This window comes from Corynebacterium camporealensis, from assembly GCF_000980815.1.
GTDB classification, from domain to species: domain Bacteria; phylum Actinomycetota; class Actinomycetes; order Mycobacteriales; family Mycobacteriaceae; genus Corynebacterium; species Corynebacterium camporealense.
The window spans coordinates 502257-521353 of sequence record NZ_CP011311.1 but is presented as its reverse complement, the minus strand read 5'-3'; the positions used below and the strand labels follow the sequence as shown (position 1 = coordinate 521353).

19 protein-coding genes are annotated in these 19097 nt (G+C 60.9%); 10 read left to right on the top strand and 9 right to left on the bottom strand.

Translation table 11 applies throughout. The features are described from left to right. Window positions 1–43 precede the first annotated feature (43 nt). Genes UL81_RS02585 through UL81_RS02575 form a run of 3 tightly spaced genes read left to right on the top strand, consistent with a single transcriptional unit; the run spans window position 44 to window position 4096 of the window. Window positions 44–805: a LamB/YcsF family protein gene (locus tag UL81_RS02585; protein ID WP_035106763.1), complete on the top strand. Its 762-nt coding sequence runs from the start codon at window positions 44–46 to the stop codon at window positions 803–805. Then, complete coding sequence (locus UL81_RS02580; RefSeq protein WP_035106761.1) at window positions 805–2361, top strand: 5-oxoprolinase subunit B/C family protein; 1557 nt, start codon at window positions 805–807, stop codon at window positions 2359–2361. The genes UL81_RS02585 and UL81_RS02580 overlap by 1 nt, the downstream gene beginning before the upstream one ends. Further along, window positions 2351–4096, top strand: coding sequence for an acetyl/propionyl/methylcrotonyl-CoA carboxylase subunit alpha (locus UL81_RS02575; RefSeq protein WP_035106759.1), 1746 nt, complete (start codon window positions 2351–2353; stop codon window positions 4094–4096). Before UL81_RS02580 ends, UL81_RS02575 begins: the two co-directional genes overlap by 11 nt. Window positions 4097–4100: 4 nt before the next feature. Here UL81_RS02575 and UL81_RS02570 read toward each other — a convergent pair whose 3' ends face one another. Then, a complete protein-coding gene (locus UL81_RS02570; RefSeq protein ID WP_035106756.1) occupies window positions 4101–5225 on the bottom strand; it encodes an ATP-binding protein in 1125 nt (374 codons plus the stop codon). 179 nt (window positions 5226–5404) lie between these two features. Here UL81_RS02570 and UL81_RS02565 point away from each other — a divergent pair, with 179 nt between their 5' ends. Next, the gene (locus tag UL81_RS02565; RefSeq protein WP_035106754.1) at window positions 5405–6019 is read left to right on the top strand and encodes a GntR family transcriptional regulator; all 615 of its coding nucleotides are present in this window, start codon (window positions 5405–5407) and stop codon (window positions 6017–6019) included. Between the two features lie 5 nt (window positions 6020–6024). On the opposite strand, the gene UL81_RS02560 is transcribed toward UL81_RS02565, so the two are convergent. Beyond that, entirely contained in the window at window positions 6025–6792 is a 768-nt protein-coding gene (locus tag UL81_RS02560; RefSeq protein WP_236684493.1) for a putative hydro-lyase, read from the bottom strand. A 9-nt stretch (window positions 6793–6801) separates the two neighbouring features. Further along, entirely contained in the window at window positions 6802–7965 is a 1164-nt protein-coding gene (locus UL81_RS02555) for an NRAMP family divalent metal transporter (RefSeq protein ID WP_179944117.1), read from the bottom strand. 193 nt (window positions 7966–8158) lie between these two features. Here UL81_RS02555 and UL81_RS02550 point away from each other — a divergent pair, with 193 nt between their 5' ends. Further along, entirely contained in the window at window positions 8159–9205 is a 1047-nt protein-coding gene (locus UL81_RS02550; protein ID WP_035106749.1) for an RNase H family protein, read from the top strand. Here the strand turns inward: UL81_RS02550 and UL81_RS02545 are convergent. After that, entirely contained in the window at window positions 9183–9647 is a 465-nt protein-coding gene (locus UL81_RS02545; protein ID WP_035106748.1) for a YdcF family protein, read from the bottom strand. The genes UL81_RS02550 and UL81_RS02545 overlap by 23 nt on opposite strands. 34 nt (window positions 9648–9681) lie before the next feature. Here UL81_RS02545 and UL81_RS02540 point away from each other — a divergent pair, with 34 nt between their 5' ends. Then, window positions 9682–10569, top strand: coding sequence for a ribokinase (locus tag UL81_RS02540; protein WP_046453221.1), 888 nt, complete (start codon window positions 9682–9684; stop codon window positions 10567–10569). Here the strand turns inward: UL81_RS02540 and purE are convergent. The 5 genes from purE to UL81_RS02515 form a co-directional block, all read right to left on the bottom strand. Beyond that, entirely contained in the window at window positions 10566–11072 is a 507-nt protein-coding gene (gene purE / locus UL81_RS02535; protein ID WP_035106746.1) for a 5-(carboxyamino)imidazole ribonucleotide mutase, read from the bottom strand. The genes UL81_RS02540 and purE overlap by 4 nt on opposite strands. 22 nt (window positions 11073–11094) lie before the next feature. After that, entirely contained in the window at window positions 11095–12267 is a 1173-nt protein-coding gene (locus UL81_RS02530; RefSeq protein ID WP_035106745.1) for a 5-(carboxyamino)imidazole ribonucleotide synthase, read from the bottom strand. A 60-nt stretch (window positions 12268–12327) separates the two neighbouring features. After that, entirely contained in the window at window positions 12328–13302 is a 975-nt protein-coding gene (locus tag UL81_RS02525; protein ID WP_035106744.1) for an HNH endonuclease signature motif containing protein, read from the bottom strand. Window positions 13303–13398: 96 nt separating this feature from the next. Continuing rightward, a complete protein-coding gene (locus UL81_RS02520) occupies window positions 13399–13839 on the bottom strand; it encodes a hypothetical protein (RefSeq protein ID WP_035106742.1) in 441 nt (146 codons plus the stop codon). Then, window positions 13836–14570 (bottom strand): biotin--[acetyl-CoA-carboxylase] ligase, encoded by a 735-nt coding sequence (locus tag UL81_RS02515; protein WP_035106739.1) that lies wholly within the window; start codon window positions 14568–14570, stop codon window positions 13836–13838. Before UL81_RS02515 ends, UL81_RS02520 begins: the two co-directional genes overlap by 4 nt. A 50-nt stretch (window positions 14571–14620) precedes the next feature. On the opposite strand from UL81_RS02515, the gene UL81_RS02510 reads away from it, so the two are divergent. From UL81_RS02510 to UL81_RS02495, 4 genes are all read left to right on the top strand, one after another. Then, on the top strand, window positions 14621–15610 hold the full coding sequence (locus tag UL81_RS02510; RefSeq protein WP_035106736.1) for an ABC transporter ATP-binding protein: 990 nt from the start codon (window positions 14621–14623) through the stop codon (window positions 15608–15610). Window positions 15611–15717: 107 nt separating this feature from the next. Continuing rightward, window positions 15718–16995 carry an ABC transporter substrate-binding protein gene (locus tag UL81_RS02505; protein WP_035106734.1) on the top strand — a complete coding sequence of 426 codons (1278 nt, stop codon included), beginning with the start codon at window positions 15718–15720 and terminating at the stop codon, window positions 16993–16995. Between the two features lie 204 nt (window positions 16996–17199). After that, complete coding sequence (locus UL81_RS02500) at window positions 17200–18105, top strand: carbohydrate ABC transporter permease (RefSeq protein WP_035107026.1); 906 nt, start codon at window positions 17200–17202, stop codon at window positions 18103–18105. 3 nt (window positions 18106–18108) lie between these two features. After that, entirely contained in the window at window positions 18109–18930 is an 822-nt protein-coding gene (locus UL81_RS02495; RefSeq protein ID WP_035106732.1) for a carbohydrate ABC transporter permease, read from the top strand. Window positions 18931–19097: the final 167 nt, after the last annotated feature.

Sequence of the window (19097 nt, the reverse complement as noted above, 5' to 3'; positions counted from 1 at the left end):
TCCTTCATTAAGGATTGTTCAACAATTTGAGGGATGGTGTTGCATGTCCTCTTTACACATTGACCTGAACGCTGACCTGGGCGAGACCACTGCGGGCAACCCGGTGGCCGACGACCATGCGATGCTCGGGATGGTCTCTTCCGCAAACGTGGCCACTGGTTTCCACGCCGGTGACCCGCAGTCCATTGCGCGCACGCTTGGCGATGCCGCCGAGGCCGGCGTCGTCGTCGGCGCCCACCCGGCCTACAACGATCCGGCAGCTTTTGGCCGCCGCTTCATCGATTACTCCCCGGAGCAGCTTGCCGACGAAGTCACCTACCAAATCGGCGCCCTCGACGCCTTAGCCCGCGCGAAGGGCACGAAGGTGCAGTACGTCAAGCCGCACGGCGCGCTCTACAACGCGATTGTGCACCACAAGGAGCAAGCCCAGGCAGTTATCGATGGCATCAAGGCCTACGGTGACCTGCCGGTGATGCTGCTTCCCGGCGGCGTCGCTGTGGACCTGGCCGAAAAGTCCGGCCTGACCGTCGTGCGCGAGGCCTTTGCCGACCGCAACTACAATCCGGACGGCACCCTGGTCTCCCGCACCCTGCCCAACGCCGTGCTTCACGATGAAAAAGACGTAGTCAACCGCGTCATTGAAGTCGCCGAGACCGGTTCGATTACCGCTGTGGATGGCACCAAGCTCGCCGTCGATGCGCAGTCCGTGTGCACCCACGGCGACTCGCCAGGTTCGGTGCAGCTGCTGCGCAACGTTATCGATGAGCTGCACCGCCGCGACATCGACATCCGGAGCTTTCTGTAATGCATATCAACGCTGTAGGTTCCCGCGCGCTGCTAGTCGACCTGGATAACCTCAACCAGGTCATGGACTGGCATGCTGCGCTCACCGCGCAACCGCTGCGCGCCCAAGTCGATTGCATTGCCGCTGCCACCACGCTGCTGCTGACCTTCGAATCCCCCAACGCCGCCCGCGAGGCCGCCGAGAAGCTGCACGATTTCCACCCCGGTGCCGCCAAGGCCGCAGAAGCCCGCACCGTGGACATCGATGTGCTTTACGACGGCGAAGACGTCGACGAAGTAGCCGACCTGCTGGACATGTCTCGTGAGGCCGTCATCAAGTGGCACACCTCCACCGAGTTCACCGCTGCTTTTGGTGGTTTCGCCCCGGGCTTTACCTATTGCACGCCCACTAACCCGGACAATGCGCTGGCCATCCCGCGCCGCTCGAACCCGCGTACCGCGGTTCCCGACGGCGCCGTCGCCGTGGCCGGTGAATTCTCCGCGGTCTACCCGCGCGTCTCCCCCGGCGGCTGGCAGCTGCTCGGCCAGACCAATACCCCGATGTGGGATTCGCATGCCACCCCTCCGGCGCTCGTCCAGCCCGGTGACCGCGTGCGCTACCGCGCCGTCGACTCACTTCCAGAGCTCGTCGACCACCACAATCAGGCCAAGCGCTCCCCCGCGCGCCTGCCGCGCATGGAAGTCCTCGATGCCGGCCTGCTCACCTTGTTCCAGGACCTGGGCCGTCCCGGTTCCGGCGACCTCGGTGTCACGCCCTCGGGTGCGGCTGACCGGGCATCGGCAGCTACGGCGAATATCGCCGTGGGCAACTCGCGCAACGCCACCGTGCTCGAGAACATCGGCGGCATGAAACTGCGCGCGCTCACCGACACCGTCGTGTGTGTCACCGGCGCCCAAGCCCGCGTCCGGCTTGGCGAGATGCCCGTCCACCTCGCCCGCCCCGTCCTCGTCACGGCCGGTCAGGTCATCCGCATCGACCCGGCTGGTCTGGGTATGCGCAACTACATCGCCATCCGCGGCGGCATCATCTCCGATTCCGAGCTCGGCTCCTCAGCCACCGACGTGCTGTCCGGACTCGGCCCCGACCCGGTTTCTGCCGGCGATGTCATCGGCGTGCTGCCGCGTTCGTCCGGCATGACCGACGCCCAGCTGACCAACCCCCTGCGCGTCCAGGAAGGTCCTGGTGGTCGCACCGCTGCCACCTTGCGCTGCGTACTCGGCCCGCGTGACGACTGGTTCGGCGACAACGTCGCTACCTTCTTAAACACCACCTGGACCGTCTCGGGTGATTCCAACCGCGTCGGCCTGCGCCTGAACGCCGGGGATACCACCGTTGCCCGCGTCCGCGACGGCGAGCTGCCGTCTGAAGGCATGGTCGCCGGTTCCGTACAGATTCCACCGAATGGCCAACCCGTCATCTTCATGCGCGACCACGCCGTGACCGGCGGTTACCCGGTCGTGGCCACCGTGGTGGAAGAAGACATCGACGTCGCCGCCCAGCTACCGCCCGGCGCACAAGTGAAATTCGAATTAGTGGGAGAAAACCGTGAAGATTAATACCGTCCTGATTGCCAATCGTGGCGAAATCGCCGTGCGCATTGCCCGCGCGGCCCGTGATTTGGGCATTAAGTCCATCGCCATCTACTCCGAAGCCGACGCTGGCGCCCTGCACACCCAGGTTGCCGACGAAGCCTACGCCCTGCCCGGCAACACCGCCGCCGATACCTACATGAACGTCCCGGCCCTGCTCGACATCGCAGTGCGCGCAGGTGCCGACGCCGTCCACCCCGGCTACGGCTTCCTCTCTGAGAACGCCGAGTTTGCCCGCACGGTTACCGATGCCGGCATGATCTGGGTTGGCCCCCAGCCTGAAGCCATCGAGCTGCTCGGCGATAAGATTGCCGCCCGCCGCGTCGCCGAAGAAGTAGGCGCCCCACTCGCCCCAGGTACTTCCGACCCGATTGATGACTGGCAAGAAGCCCACGCCTTCGCCGAAGAACACGGCCTGCCAATCGCCATCAAGGCTGCCTACGGCGGCGGCGGACGCGGCCTGAAGGTCGTCGACAACTTCGACGAAATCGAAGGTGCCTTCAACTCCGCAGGCCGTGAGGCCCAGGAGGCTTTCGGCCGTGCTGAGTGCTACGTCGAGAAGTTCCTCACCAACCCGCGCCACGTCGAGGCCCAGGTGCTTGCTGACACCCACGGCAACGTCGTCGTGCTCGGCACCCGCGACTGCTCCACCCAGCGTCGCTTCCAAAAGCTCATTGAAGAGGCCCCGGCGCCTGCGCTTACCGATGCCCAGCGCAACGGCATCCACGAAGGCGCCCGCGCCATCTGCGCCAAGGTCGGCTACACCGGTGCCGGCACCGTCGAGTACATCGTCTCTGAGGACGGCACCATTTCCTTCCTCGAGGTCAACACCCGTGTCCAGGTCGAGCACCCGGTTACCGAGGTCGTCACCGGCGTCGATATCATCGCCGAGCAGTTCCGCATCGCCGCAGGCGAAAAGCTCTCCTGCATCCAAGACGGCGAGAACATCGATCCAGAGATTCACGGCCACGCCTTCGAATTCCGCATCAACGCCGAGGACATCCTCAACGGCTTCGCACCCTGCCCAGGCACCATCGTCTCCTTCGAGCCACCAACCGGCCCAGGCATCCGCGTCGACTCCGCAGTACGCAACGGCTCCATCATTCCGCCGTACTACGATTCGCTCGTGGCCAAGCTGATTGTGTGGGGCCCGAACCGCGAGGTTGCCCTCAACCGTGCGCGCCAGGCTCTGCGCGAGTTCGACATCACCGGCGTGCGCACCGTGCTGCCTTTCCACCGCGACATGGTCGACGAGCCTGCCCTGGTCTCCAACGACCTGGGTCTCTACACCGACTGGGTCGACCACAACTACCGCCCATCCGCGGCCAACCAGGTCGAGAACGTCGAGGCCATCTACAACCAGCGCCGCAACGTCGCTGTGGAAATCGACGGCAAGCTGGTCAACATCGGTGTTCCTGTCGAGTTCTTCAGCGCCAACGCCTCCGCCAGCCCGCAGACCGCACCGTCGACCGCTGGCGCCCAAGCTGCCGACGACAACGCGGTGACCTCCCCCTTCGAGGCCAACCTCGTCGCTTGGAACGTCTCCGACGGCGACAGTGTCGAAGAAGGCGATGCCATCGCCACCGTCGAGGCCATGAAGATGGAATCTGCCATCAAGGCCCCGCGCACCGGCACCATCAAGCTGCTCGCCTCCGAAGGCGACCGCCTGGATTCCGCGACGGTGATTGCCACCATCGACTAATCAATTAACGCAGCAGGTACTCCCTGAGATGCGGCAACCTAAACTCCACGAGCCCAAAGCTTGGAGCTTGGATTAAGTCTCGCTCAATCAGGGACCTACGTGCCATGGACAATGAGTTAGCGGCCGCGCCCAGATGCTTTGCCACCTGGCCGGTCGCTACTGCTTTTTCACCGCTTTCCGCAGAGATCTCTGCCATCGCAAAGAGATACTCCATCTCCCGAGGTGGAACGTGCTTCAATGCCACCGAGTGGATCTGCCTGCCCATTTGGCTCACCACTGTGGGCTCGACCTTGTCAATAAGTTCTTCTGTGATTAGGTCTGTATTGGCTCTTTCTGATTCCAGCCACACCATCGCACCCACCAATTGCACGAGGAAGGGATAACCCTGAATTAACGACACCGCGCTTTTCAAAGCATCGTCAGCAATATCTTTGCCGTTGTTGCGAATAGTCGTCGTTAAAACTTCCGCGACCGCCTCATCTGAAATTGGTCCTAGCTCAATACGATCTGCACGACGCATAAACGTCGTACCGTCGTGTTCTAGTAATTCCTCAATGCCCTTGGTTAACCCCGCCGCAGCGAAGGCAATATCCAAATCATCGCGCAACACGTCTTGGATCGCGGTGGCGAGAGCAGCTACCTGGTCAATCGGTGCAGCCTGCATTTCATCGATAGTGATAAGGACTCCAGCCCCCTGTTCACTGACAGCAACGACAAGCTCCCGCAGTCGCGTCTCAATGGTCGGTACAACTTCACTGGGCTGGTTTTCCGTCGAGATCGATCCGATTCCGGCAACAGAGATTCCCGATACCTTGCGTCCTGGCTCGTTGGCTGTGTAATCCAACTGTTCTAAAGCTTTGGGCAAGGCCGTATTCGTCAGCTTCTCTTCGAGCTTCTTATTCGCTGTAGCTCGAACAACAACCCAACCATTGGCCTTAGCTTGTTCCTCAAAGGCGTTCAACAACACAGTCTTACCAACACCGCGAGGGCCGCTAATGAGAACTGCTCGCTGCAAACTACCGATTCCCGCGAGAAGACCATACGTAAAGTCCCCTACTTCGTCGTCACGGCCAGCCAAGACGGCTGGTGAACTACCGAAGCTAGGTCGAAAAGGATTGTTGCTAACCATGTTCGTCCTCTTTAGATATTTTAGATTTGGTAGACAAATTTTAGATCCTTTAGATCTCGCTGTCGACTTTAGATCTTTTAGATCCTTTAGATTTCGCTTCGCGATTTAGAACTTTTAGATCCTTTAGATCTTTGACAACATCCGGCGCGGAGCTGTTATGTTCGTTAAACTTCTTTCTCATGCTCTCCCAGTCCGTAGCCGTGGCCCTGCGTGAGGCCATTTCTGAAGGCGAATATGAACCCGGTCAGCAGCTCAGCGAGGTAAAGGTCGCTGAGCGTTTTAACTGTTCCCGCAATACGTTGCGCGAGGCCTTCGCCAAGCTCACTGCAGAAAGGCTCGTAGAGCGCATCCCCAACCGCGGGGTGTTTATCGCAACCCCGGATGCAGACTACGTCCAGGACCTCTACCGCGCCCGTGCGGCCATCGAGCCTTCTGGTGTGCGTTGGGGCTACTTCCCCAACCCAGAGGAGCTCGTGGAGCTTACCCAGTCCGCGATTCCGCACGCGCTGCGCGGCGAGCACCAGATGGTCTCCTCTATCAATCAGCGCTTCCACCGCAAGCTGGTTGCCTCGCTGGACTCGCCCACCCTCGACGAAGAGATGGGCAACCTGCTAGCACGCATGCGCCTGACCTTCCTGTTGGTCATTCCGCTCTACCCGCGCCTGCACGCAGACCACATTGACGGCAACATCGAGCTGGCCAAGCTCATTGCGGCTGGAAAACGCCAAGAGGCCGCCGAGCTTTCGCACGACAGCCTCGAGCGCACCTGTGTGCGCATTCTCGACATCCTCTAAGACGCTTAAGGAATCAGATACTCCGAGTCCTTGATGTCGGTGACCAGCATCTTGCCGGGAGCGTGAGTAATCGCCAGGCCCGGCTTGGAATCCATCACCGCAGCCTGCGGGGTAACGCCGCATGCCCAGAACACCGGGACGTGGTTGTCCGGGATGTCGACGGCTTCGCCGAAGTCGGGCATCGATAAGTCTGCAATGCCTAACGATGCAGGGTCACCAATGTGCACCGGCGCACCATGCACCGACGGGTAGCGCGAGGCAATGCGCACGGCATCGACGACGCGATCTTCCGGAATCGGACGCATGGACACCACCATCGGGCCGGAAAAGACACCAGCGGGCTTGCAGGCGCGGTTCGTCTTGTACATCGCAACGTTCTTGCCCTGCTCAATGTGCGGCAGCTTAATACCGGCATCCTGCAGGGCGGTCTCAAAGGTAAAAGAGCAACCAATGAGGAAGCTGACGATGTCATCGTTGTAGTACTCGCGGGCATCGGCAGGCTCTGCAACCAATTCGCCGTTTTCAAACACGCGGTAGCCCGGGATGTCGGTGCGGATATCGCCGCCCGGCAGCAGCTCGGAGGAGTACTGCCCGGCTTCCAGCACGCCCACAATCGGGCACGGCTTCGGGTTACGCTGCGCAAACAGCAGGAAGTCGAAGGCGTATTCCTGCGGCACGGCCAACAGGTTGGCCTGCATGAAACCTGGGGCATGACCCGCGGTGGTAATCATGTCGTGCTGGCGGGCGTACTCGCGAACTTCAGCTGGAGTCATAGACATAGTTTAAGCGAACAGCTCCGTAATGCCAGAAATGGAATTGATACCGATGTAGATTTCCAGCACCAGCGCAGCAGCACCGGCAATCAACAGCCACATCGGCTGCTTTATGCCCTGCATGAGGTCGCGGCGCTTGAAGGCAACCCACATGACCAGCGCGAAGGCAATCGGCAGGATAATGCCGTTGAAGGCACCTGCGAAAATCAGCAGGGTCTGCGGTGCGGAGTTCATAATCGCAAACAGCGTTGCACAGACCACGATGAAGCCGACGGTCAGGAAGTTGCGGGTACGCGGTGCGACCTTCTGGGTGGTCACGAACGAAATCGAGGTGTAGGACGCACCAACCACAGACGACAGACCAGCTGCGAACAGGACGACACCGAAGGCACGGAGGCCGAATTCGCCGGCGGCGTGGTAGAAGGCATCGGCAGCAGTGTTGTCCTCAGACAGGGCCACACCGGTGCTGACAACACCCAGCACAGCCAGGAAGAGCAGCACGCGCATAATACCGGTAATGATGATGCCCAGCACCGAGGTGGTAGTGATCTGGCGAACGTGATCCGGACCAGCCAGGCCGGAGTCAATCAGGCGGTGTGCACCTGCGAAGGTGATGTAGCCGCCGACGGTGCCACCAATCAGGGTGGTGATCACGAAGAAGTCGACTTCTTCTGGCATGACGGTCTGCTTCAGGGCCTCGCCGACGGGCGGCTGGCTGACAATCGCCACGTACAGCATCAGCAGGATCATGATCGCGCCCAGTGCGGCGACCAGGCGGTCCAGGGCCATACCGGCGCGCTTGGACAAGAAGATAAACACCGCAATCGCGGCGGCAATCACGCCACCCCAGCGGGCATCGATGCCCAGCATGGCATTCAAGCCGAGGCCCGCACCGGCAATGTTGCCGATGTTAAAGACAATGCCACCAATAAACACCAACACGGCCAGGAACCAACCCAGGCCCGGCAGGACGGTATTACCCAGCTCGTTCGCGCGCATGCCGGAGACACACAGCACGCGCCACACGTTAAGCTGGATGGCGATATCAACGATGATAGACAGCGCAATCGCAAAAGCGAAAGCCGCACCCATCTGAACGGTAAAGACCGAAGTCTGGGTCAAAAAGCCTGGGCCAATAGCCGAGGTCGCCATGAGGAACATGGCACCGGCCATCGCACCGAGACCCTTAGGCGGGTTCTTCGCCGACTGTGGCGAAGCTGAGGATGTTTCAGCACTCACTTTGCATTCCCTTCCGTGATGCACGTCGCACATTCAGTTGTGATGCGCATCATCCTAGGGGTTGTTCAACAATCTGCCAAGAGCCTGTGACCCCGACGGGGGTAACCGGCGTGCTTTACTGGAGGAGATGGAAGAACTCGAGCTGTCCGCACTCACCGGCACGCAATCGCGAACTTACGGCACCCGTAAAGTCACCGCGGAGATGCGTTCTGCGCCGGTCCATGTCGCGATCGCGCTGTGGGATGAGCGCTGGGACTCCGCCCCGAACGGCAAGGTCGAAGGCTGGGTCATTGCGGTCAATACCAAGAAGACTCGCTTCATCCGCAAAGGCCAGCTTCGCGATGGCAGCGACATCGTCCGCGCCACCGTCCGCGAACTCGAACGCGCCTTAAAGAACATCAAAGGTCGGGTGTGGATTGTCACCGGCCGCCGCCAAGCCGCGCTGCGTGCTGCGCTAGAAAAACGCGGGTACACGGTGACAGGAAGCTTTGCGGAGGAGAATAGGGCATCGTCAAGTGCGAGCTCCGTGCGCTCCCAACAGGCCCGGCGCGTGGCCCGTCAAGCCAAGAAGGAAGGCGAGGCGCCGCGGAAGAAAGAAACCGTCGCGAAGGAAACCCCACAGGCGCACTGGTGGCCGAACTTCTCGCAGGCCTCATCCTGGGAGGACAACGCCACGGTGCGCATAGCTACCGATGCCTCCTCCGACACCGTCTTCAAAGGCTCCGTATGCTTCGTCGTGGGCAATGGCGATTACCGACTGCGCACCTACAAGACCACCGCCGGCACTGATGAGCTCGAACTCGAAGCGCTAACCTTGGCGTTGAAATACCTGCTCAAAGTCGGTGCGTCCAAAGCGATTATTGAGTGCGATTCCGTCGCCGCGCTGGAAGCTGTCGACCACATCGTCCACCGCCAAACCGCGAAAGCCAAGCGCCCCGGCCGGCGCTGGCGCGGACTATCCTCTGGTTCGCGTTCGCGCTTCCAACAAGCCTGGCACGACATACAGGACTCCTGCGAGGTGGATATCCGCCGCGTCATGGGTCATTCCGGCGACCCGCTCAACCGCGCGGCCGACCAGATTGCGTACATGGGTCTGCGCGCGATTGCTCACCCCCGCAAGCAGGCGCAGGCGACGTTGCAGCGTGGCATCGCTAAGGCTCTAGAGCGGCTTTAATCCGCCGCCACACAATCCGTGCTGCCGAATGCGGCGTCGCAAAAATCTCCCGAATGTAGTTGCGCGGCTTCAATGCCCACGGGGTTGCCGTCAGGTGCAGTTTCACCGGAATACCTAAGTGCCACGCCCACAACCGCGTGCGCAGACCGTGAAAATCATTGGTCACTGTGTGCAGCACCACCGCGTCCGGAGCCAGGCGCCGGGCATTCTCCAAGTTCTCATTCGTACTCGAGGCCGCCCGCTCGCAGATAATGCGCTCCGCCGGAATTCCACGCGCTTCCAAATAACGCCGCATCGGATCTGCCTCGCCGTAGCCGGAAACAATGATGTCTCCGGGGTAGGTTCGCGCCATCTCTAGCGTCTTGTTCAGGCGCGTGACAAGCAGCTTCCCGGGTTCCCCATTGGTCACCCGCGAGCCGAGAACAAGAAGTGGCGCGTGCATAACCAACTAGTTTAGGCACGCTAGGCTAGAGCGCATGAATAAGTTGGTGGTCGTCGGCTCGATTAATGCCGATGTGGTGATTCATACGCAGCGACATCCCCAGCCCGGCGAGACGCTCGTCGGTTCCGGCGGGCAGGTCAGCGCTGGTGGCAAGGGCGCGAACCAGGCCGTTGCGGCCGCGCGCCTGGGTGCGGATGTCTCCTTCGTCGGCGCCGTTGGTTCCGATGCTTATGCCGAACCCGCGATGGCACACATGGATTGCGTTGACACCACCGCCGTTGAGGTCGTCGACACCAACACCGGCCTCGCACTCATTACTGTCGATGCCGCCGGCGAGAACACCATCGTCCTCTCCCCTGGTGCCAATGCGCTTGTCGATGCCCCCTTCGTCACCAACCAGTCCTCCTTGGTTGGCTCCGCCGACATGGTGCTGTTGCAGGGCGAAATTCCTGCTGAGGGTTTCGCCGCAGCTGTCGATGCCGCCCGCGGCCGCGTCGTCGTCAACCTCGCCCCGGTCATCGCCGTGGACAAAGACGCATTGTTGAAGGCCGATCCGCTTATTGCCAACGAACACGAGGCGGGGTTGATTCTCGCCCAGTTTGGCGGCCCTACTGAGGGCAGCCCACGCGAGCTTGCCCAAGGGCTTCGCGATGCCGGCTTCAACTCCGTCGTGCTCACCCTCGGCTCGGCAGGCGCCTTGGTCGCCGAGGACGAATTCGTCGAAATTCCCACCCCGAGCGTCGACGTCGTCGATACCACTGGTGCAGGCGATGCCTTCGCCGGCGCGCTGTGTGCACGCCTGCTGCAGGGCGACACACTTATCGATGCCGCCTTCTACGCCGCCCGCGTCGGCGCCTTTGCCGTCACCAGCAATGGCGCCCAGGCTTCGTATCCGAACCTAAAGAGCGAGCTTCCGGGTTAGTTTTCTTCCCCCAAAAGGCGGGCGCGGAGGTTCGCGTCCTTCTGCTCTACTTCTTTGGCCATGTTTTCTTGGTAGGCGGCCATCTTTTCCACCAGCTTCGGGTCGCCGGCGCCCAGGATGCGTGCGGCAAGCAGACCGGCGTTCTTCGCACCGCCAATAGAGACGGTGGCGACCGGTACGCCACCAGGCATCTGAACGATGGACAGCAGCGAGTCGAGTCCGTCGAGGTCCTTGAGTGCGCGCGGAATGCCGATAACTGGCAGCGGAGTGGCTGCCGCGACCATGCCCGGCAGGTGAGCTGCACCGCCCGCGCAGGCGATAATCGCCTTCAGGCCGCGGGTGTGGGCTTGCTTGGCATAGGCAAGCATCTTCTCCGGGGTGCGGTGAGCGGAGACGACACCGACTTCGAAGGGGATGCCGAATTCTGCGAGTACTTCGGCAGCGGGTTCGACGGTGGGCCAATCGGAATCTGAGCCCATGATGAGGCCTACTTGAGCCGACATAAAAGGTCCTTTCGGTAATTTTCTAGTCCCACTTCGCCGCGACCAAGAAGTGGGCGGCGGTGCGGGCGATGCGGCGGGTTTCCTCGGCATCAGTGCCGACGACGTTGACGTGGCCAATCTTGCGGCCGGGACGGTGATCCTTGCCGTAGAGGTGAATCTTGGCCTGCGGGTAGGTGCGCATGACTTCGCGAACGCGGTCGCGCATGGGCATCTCCGGATCCTCCGGTGCGCCTAGCACGTTGGCCATGACGGTGTACGGGGCCAGGGTCTCGGTGGAGCCGAGCGGACAGTCGAGAACTGCACGCAGGTGCTGCTCGAACTGGGAAGTCACGCAGCCGTCCTGGGTCCAGTGGCCGGTGTTGTGTGGGCGCATCGCCAGCTCGTTGACCGAGACATCCTCGATGCCGTTGTTGTCGAAGGCGAAAAGCTCAACGGCGAGCACGCCGGTAACGCCGAGCTTCTCGGCGACGGTGCGGCCGATGCCAGCGGCCTTCTCGGCCATCTCTGGGTCGAGGTCGGGTGCAGGTGCGATGGCTTCGGCGCAGACGCCGTCGCGCTGGACGGATTCGGCGACTGGCCAGGCGCGGACCTCACCGCCCGGCGCGCGGGCGACCAGGACGGAGAGTTCGCGGGTCAGGGCGACTTTTTCTTCGGCGACCAGCGGGGTGTCGTTGTCGAGAAGTTCTTTGACCAGCGATTCGAACTCGGCTGGGTCGGGGAACCAGACGCCCTTGCCGTCGTAGCCGCCGCGGCGAGCCTTCAGACAAATCTGGCCGTGGACGTCCTCGGAAAAGGCGCGGGCATCTTCGACGGACTCGATGGCCTTAAAACGCGGGACCGGAACGCCGAGTTCTGCCAGCTTTTCACGCATGACGAGTTTGTCCTGGGCGTGAATCAAGGCGGAGGGTTGGGGTTGGACGTTGAAGGAGGCATCGATAAGCGCGTGCAGATGCTCGTTGGGGACGTGCTCGTGGTCGAAGGTGACGGCGTCGCTGCCTTGGGCGGCATCGTAAAGTACGTCGTAATCGTGGTAATCGCCGAGAACGCGGTCGGGAATGACCTGCGCGGCGGAATTCGACTCCGAGCTGGCCAACACCCGCAGGTGGATATCCAGCTCCGCGGCGGCCGGCTGCATCATGCGGGCCAATTGACCGTCGCCATAAACAACAACAGTGGGCTTAGCTTCGTTAGTCACGCCCCTAATACTAGCCCCCGGGCATGCCGAAGCGGCGGCAGGGCAAAGCCCAACCGCTGCTTAACAGGCAGCTGCCCAGGGCGGGACCCACTGGATTTTTCCATTCACCCGCGCCAGGCGACCGCGCTTCGGCGGGGCATTCGGGTCATCGGCATTGACCCGGTTGTGGTACTTGCATGCGGTGGTGAGGTTCTTCGGGTTGGTCTCCCCGCCTTGAATCCAGGCTTGGAGGTGGTGAACCTGACACTCATCCGCTGGTTTATAGCAGCCTGGCCAGGGGCACATCGGGTTCTCGGCGGCGGCCATCTGGCGCTGTTTCCAGGAGGCGAAGCGCTCTGCGCGGTAGAGGTTAATCGGTCCTTCGACCGGGTGGATGAGGGTAACGAGGCCGCATTCGGCTAGCGTGCGCTCGACAAGCTGAGCGCCGGTGAGCGTAGAGCCATTGGTCAGGCGAAGCGTGACTTCTTCTTCGTCGAAGCAGACCTTGACCAGCTCGTTGAGGTTAATCACGACGTTTGTGACCACCTCGGACTTGGCGGCGCCGGTGCTAAACAGCTCTTCGACCTCGGTAAGGGTCTTGGCTTGGTTGTGGAGTTCGGCAACCAGGTCGGATGGGCCGGTCACTGCCCAAGTCCAGTATTTCTTGCCGCGGCGCAAACGCACGCCGGGTTCTTCCTTCTTTTCTTTCGGCGGCATCTTCTCGCGTGCCAGTACTTCCATCTGCACGGCGTCGGCGCGGGTCTGGCACATCTGCAAGCGGAAATTCCAGGCCACGGTTTGGGTTTCAGCGCGACGCGCGTAGCGCTCAATAACCTCTAGCGTCGGCAGGTCGTGATCATTCGCGCGGGCAGCGGCGACGGCCTGGCGCTGTTTCTTGCTAAAGCGGGTGGTGCCGAAGTAGACATCGACAAGTTTGCGCACACGCTTTGCCACCGGTACTGGCAGCAACTCCACGCGGGCAGGCTCAGCAGCGGCCTCTGCGAGAAGGTCCATCGCAGAGCCCAGCGCTGTAGCCAAAGCCGAAATCTTACTCATGACTTCTACGTTAAGAAGTCAGATGCAACCCCCGAAAGAGAAAATTTTTTGCCTGTGGATAACTGCCGTTCTGCCTGGTCAGAACGGCAGGAAAAGTTAGGGCCAGCGGGGTTCGTTGATAATCGCCTCGATTTGTTTGCTCTTCGGTACTTGCGGGAAGAACATTGGGCGCTCAAAGCCATGGATGGCCAAGGAGATGCCGCCGCGGCGACGGCGTGCGCCGCGAATATCGGACAGCGGAATGGAGTCGATGTGCTTGCCCTCGCGGGCGATGACGCGACGATTGGTCACGATGAAGCGTTTGCGGCGGGAGTGGTAGACGGGCATCGCAAAGCGCCAGGTAATTAAGGCTGCCCAGATGACAACGATGGCGTTGCGCAACATCGCATCGATGCCCTGCATATCGGCCCAACCGATGGCGATCCAGGCCAAGCCGGTAATGAGGATGAGCTCGAGTAACGGGAAAATGAGCGCACGGAAAGGAGTCGTGACGTCTGCACGCACGACTTCGCCGCGTCCCATCTTCATTAAGCTCATGCATCCTCCGCTGGTCGCAGGTGGGTGATGTCCCCAGCGTAGTAGAACTTTCCGCCGACGTTAATGCTGCCATCCTCGCCGATGCCGTCGGCGCGACCAACGATGTCACCGCCGGGGGCTTCCAAGCGGACCTGTTGGCCGAGCGTGGAACAAACTGCGCGGTAGTCATCGAGCAATTCCGGAGACTGGGATTCCCACTGGTCCAGGCGGGTGGACAGGTTCCGTAGCAACGACTCGGCGACCACAGTGCGGTCGGTGGAGTGTCCTTCCAACAGCAACGAAGTAGCGTGCGAGACGGGGAGCTGCTCGCGGGTCAAAGAAACGTTCAGGCCGATACCTAAGACGACACGGCCGTCGCCTGCGCGTTCGGCGAGGATGCCGCAGAGCTTTTTGCCGTCGTAAAGCACGTCGTTGGGCCATTTGAGCACAGCGCCGTCGACGGTATCGGTCACGGCCAGGCCGGCGGCCAAGGGCAGGGTGCCCAGGTGTTCAACGGATTCTGGAAGCAGCATGACCGAGGTGATGAGTTGGGCATCGGCAGGTGCGCTCCAGGAACGGCCCAGGCGGCCGCGGGCGGAGGTTTGCACATCGGCAAACAGGACGGCGCGGTTCAGCGGTGCGGCATCGTTAAGCAGGTCTGCGTTGGTGGAGCCAGTTTCGCGGACGTGGTCAATGCGAGGAAACTCTAAGGCCAAGGCGTGGCGCAGGTGCGCGATATCAAGTCCGGTCATGGGCTTAGAGAATACCCGCCGAATCCGCCACGTGCTGCTAGGGTAAGCGCATGGCAAAGGTCACTTTTGAAAAGGTCAACATTACGTATCCAGGCGCATCGACGCCGACGGTAAAGGACCTGGACTTAGATATCGCAGACGGTGAGTTTCTGGTGCTCGTGGGCCCGTCTGGCTGCGGAAAGTCCACTACGCTGCGCTCTTTGGCGGGCTTGGAGCCAACCTCCGGTGGGCGGATTTTGATTGGTGATAAAGACGTCACCGGTTTAGAGCCCGGCCAGCGCGATATTGCGATGGTGTTTCAAAATTATGCGTTGTACCCGCACCTGACTGTGGCGGAGAACATGGGTTTTGCGCTGAAGCTGCAAAAGCTTCCTAAGCAGGAGATTCGCGCCAAGGTGGAAGAGGCCGCGGAGATTTTGGGCCTGCAGGATTATCTGGAGCGCAAGCCGAAGGACCTGTCGGGCGGTCAGCGCCAGCGCGTGGCCATGGGGCGTGCGATTGTGCGTAACCCGCAGGTGTTTTTGATGGACGAGCCGCTGTCCAACCTGGATGCGAAGCTGCGCGTGCAAACCCGTGCGGAACTGGCCAGCTTGCAGCAGCGCCTGGGCACCACGACGGTGTATGTGACCCACGACCAGGTCGAGGCGATGACCATGGGCGACCGCGTGGCTGTGCTCAAAGATGGCATTTTGCAGCAGGTGGCACCACCGCGCGAGCTTTACGATGCCCCCGCCAACGAATTCGTCGCCGGCTTCATCGGCTCGCCTGCCATGAATATCTTTGACTACGACGGACATCGCGTTGGTGTGCGCCCGGAGGCAATGACGATTGGTGCTGCAGGCCCCGCGGTGTTGCACGGCGAAGTCGACATCATAGAAGAACTCGGTGCCGAATCCTATGTTTATGCCCTGACACCTGAGGGGCGCATGGTGGCCCGTGCCGAGCACGGTGAGGTACCCCACCGGGGCGACAAGGTAGACATGAGCTTCGATCCTGCGGCCGCGCATCGCTTCCATCCGGACACGGGGGCACGGATTTAAGGGGTGTTTTCACCCCCATTTCGTAGGAATAATTGGAAATTGGTTCGGTTCTGGTTGGAAATAACTTATTTTTGAGTCACCAGATGTTTTCCGAAAGGTGTATTTCCATGAAGAAATCCTTCCTGCGCTCCGCGCGCACTGGCGCTATCGCCACCACCGCTACTGTTGCCCTTGTATTGGCGGGTTGTTCCTCTGATGATTCCGCATCGGAGAACGGCGCTGCCGGCGGCGACGATGCCAACGGTGGTGACGGCCGCGGCCCCATCACTTTTGCGATGGGTAAGAATGACACCGACAAGCTGATTCCGATCATCGAGAAGTGGAACGAAGAGCACCCGGACGAAGAGGTCACCCTGAGCGAGCTGGCCGGTGAGGCTGACGCCCAGCGCGAGACCCTGGTGCAGTCCCTGCAGTCCGGCAACGCTGACTACGACGTCATGGCTCTCGATGTCACCTGGACTGCGGAGTTCGCCGCAAACCAGTGGCTGCAGCCGCTTACCGATGACTTCGAGACCGACACCTCTTCCCTGCTGGATTCCACCGTGGAGTCGGCAACCTACAACGACACCCTCTACGCCCTGCCGCAGAACACCAACGGTCAGCTGCTGTTCCGCAACACCGACCTGGTCGATGAGGCTCCGGAGACCTTCGACGACATCCGCTCGGCATGTGAGGCACTCGAAGAGGACACCGACTGCCTGACCATGACCTTAAAGCAGTACGAGGGCCTGGCCCTGAACACCGCAGGCTTCATGGAAGGCTGGGGCGGTTCCGTGCTAGACGACGATGGCAACGTCACCGTGGATTCCGAAGAGTCCAAGGAAGGCCTGCAGGCCATGGTCGATGCCTACGAAGACGGCACCATTTCTGCTGATTCCACCGCAGCTACCGAGGAAGAGACCAACATGACCTTCACCGAGGGCGATACCGCCTTCGCTGTGAACTGGCCGTACATGTTCGCCAACTCTGAGGATGCAGGTCTGAACTTCGAGGTGCAGCCGCTGGTCGGCAAGGACGGCGTTGGTGTCTCCACCCTGGGTGGCTACAACAACGGCATCAACATCAACTCCGAGAACAAGGCCACCGCACTGGAGTTCATGGAGTTCATCATCAACGAAGAAAACCAGAAGTCCTTCGCTGAGGCTTCCTTCCCGCCGGTTCTGGCTTCCATCTACGACGATGAGTCCCTGGTTGAGCAGCACCCGTACCTGCCGGCTCTGAAGGAATCCCTGGAAAACGCCGCACCGCGTCCGGTGTCTCCGTTCTACGCAGCGATTTCTAAGGCTATCCAGGACAACGCTTACGCAGCGCTGACCGACGGCAAGTCTGTCGACGATGCCACCACCGACATGAAGGCAGCCATCGAGTCTGCTTCCCAGGGGTAAGTCCTTAGGGAAGACTTCCATGTCGCTTAAACGGGAGAACTGAAAATGTTCTCCCTTTAGCCCTCGGCGCCGGGATCTCACCGGTGTCGGGGGCTATGATTTTTATCACTGGTGAACAAGAAAGGAATCAGCGTGACTGCAACTAAGGTTCCTCAGCCGCGCAAGTCCAAGCAGAAGGGCTCGCGGCGGTACGGGCATGTGGCCATGCTCATCGCACCGGCGCTCATTGCGTTGGCGGTGGTGATTGGCTATCCGATTATCCGCGCTATCTTTTTGTCCTTCCAGGGCAATAGGCAGCTGAATCCAGAAACGGGCCTCTTCGAGGAAGGCGGCTTTGCCGGCCTAGAGAACTACCTGTACTGGATTAACAACCGCTGTATGGACGCCACGGGTATGGCGTCTGCCTGCCCGCCGGGTGTGATTGCGACGGACTTTTGGCCCGCAGTGCGCGTCACGCTGTTCTTTACTGTCACCACGGTGTTGCTGGAAACCATCCTGGGTCTGTTCATGGCGTTGATTATGAACGGCAACTACCGCGGTCGCGGTCTGGTCCGCGCGGCGGTGCTGATTCCGTGGGCCATTCCGACTGCGGTGACGGCGAAGCTGTGGCAGTTCATGTTCGCCCCCGATGGCATAGTGAACTCTCTTCTCGATGCCAACATCGCCTGGACCACCGACCCCTTCTACGCGCGCATGGCCGTAATTATCGCGGACGTGTGGAAGACCGCGCCGTTTATGGCGCTGTTGATTCTGGCAGGTCTGCAAATGATTCCGCGGGATGTGTATGACGCCGCGAAAGTCGATGGCGCCAATCGCGTCCAGACCTTCTTCCGGATTACGTTGCCGCTGGTGCGCCCCGCGCTCATGGTGGCAGTACTCTTCCGCACCCTGGACGCGCTGCGCATGTACGACCTGCCAGTGATTATGATTTCGGCCTCCTCCAACGCCCCGACTGCCACGATTTCACAGCTGGTCGTCGAGGACATGCGGCAGGGCAACTTCAATTCCGCCTCGGCGCTCTCAACGCTGATCTTCTTGCTGATCTTCTTCGTCGCATTCATCCTGGTGCGCTTTTTGGGCGCGGACTTTTCCAAGCAGAAGGGAGCCTAAATCATGCGTAGTTTCGGTCATTACGCAGGCATCATCTTCATCATGTTCTGGGGTCTCGCGCCCTTCTACTGGATGGTGGTTACCGCCTTACGCCACAAGGACTACACCTTCGATACCACCCCATGGCCTACCCACATCACGCTGGATAACTTCCGCGACGCACTGGCCACCGACAAGGGCAATGACTTCCTCGGCGCGCTGGGGAACTCGTTGTTCATCTCCCTGGTCACCACCGCGATTGCCGTGGCCATTGGCGTGTTTACCGCCTACGCCCTGGCCCGCTACAACTTCCCGGGCAAGGGCATTGTCACCGGCATCATCCTGGCAGCCTCGATGTTCCCGGCCATCGCTTTGGTCACCCCGCTCTTCCAGCTCTTCGGCAGCCTGGAATGGATTGGTACCTACCGCGCGATGATCATTCCGAATATTTCTTTCGCACTGCCGCTGACCATCTACACGCTGCTCAGCTTTTTCCGCCAGCTACCGTGGGAATTGGAGGAAGCAGCCCGGGTGGATGGGGCATCGCGAAGCCAGGCATTCCGGCTGATTTTGCTGCCGCTGGCCGCACCAGCGTTGTTTACAACCGCTATCATCGCGTTTATCACGACCTGGAATGAGTTTATGTTGGCCCGACAGCTATCGACGACCGCGACCGAGCCGGTCACCGTGGCCATCGCGCGCTTTTCCGGTCCTAGCTCCTTCGAATACCCCTATGCGGCCACGATGGCTGCGGGCGCACTGGTGACCATCCCCTTGGTCATTATGGTGCTGGTCTTCCAGCACCGCATCGTCGCAGGCTTGACCGCCGGCGGAGTAAAGGCCTAATGCGCCGCGAACTACTCTGGGATACCGCACTCGGCTTCTTAGGCTTCTTCGCCTTAGTGGCCGTAGTGCAAGCAGTGATCAATATATTCCAGCCTGACCCGGCTATTTGGCCGGGGCTAGTGGCCGCAGTATTCTGCGGACTTACTTATTTAACCTGGCGAGCTAAG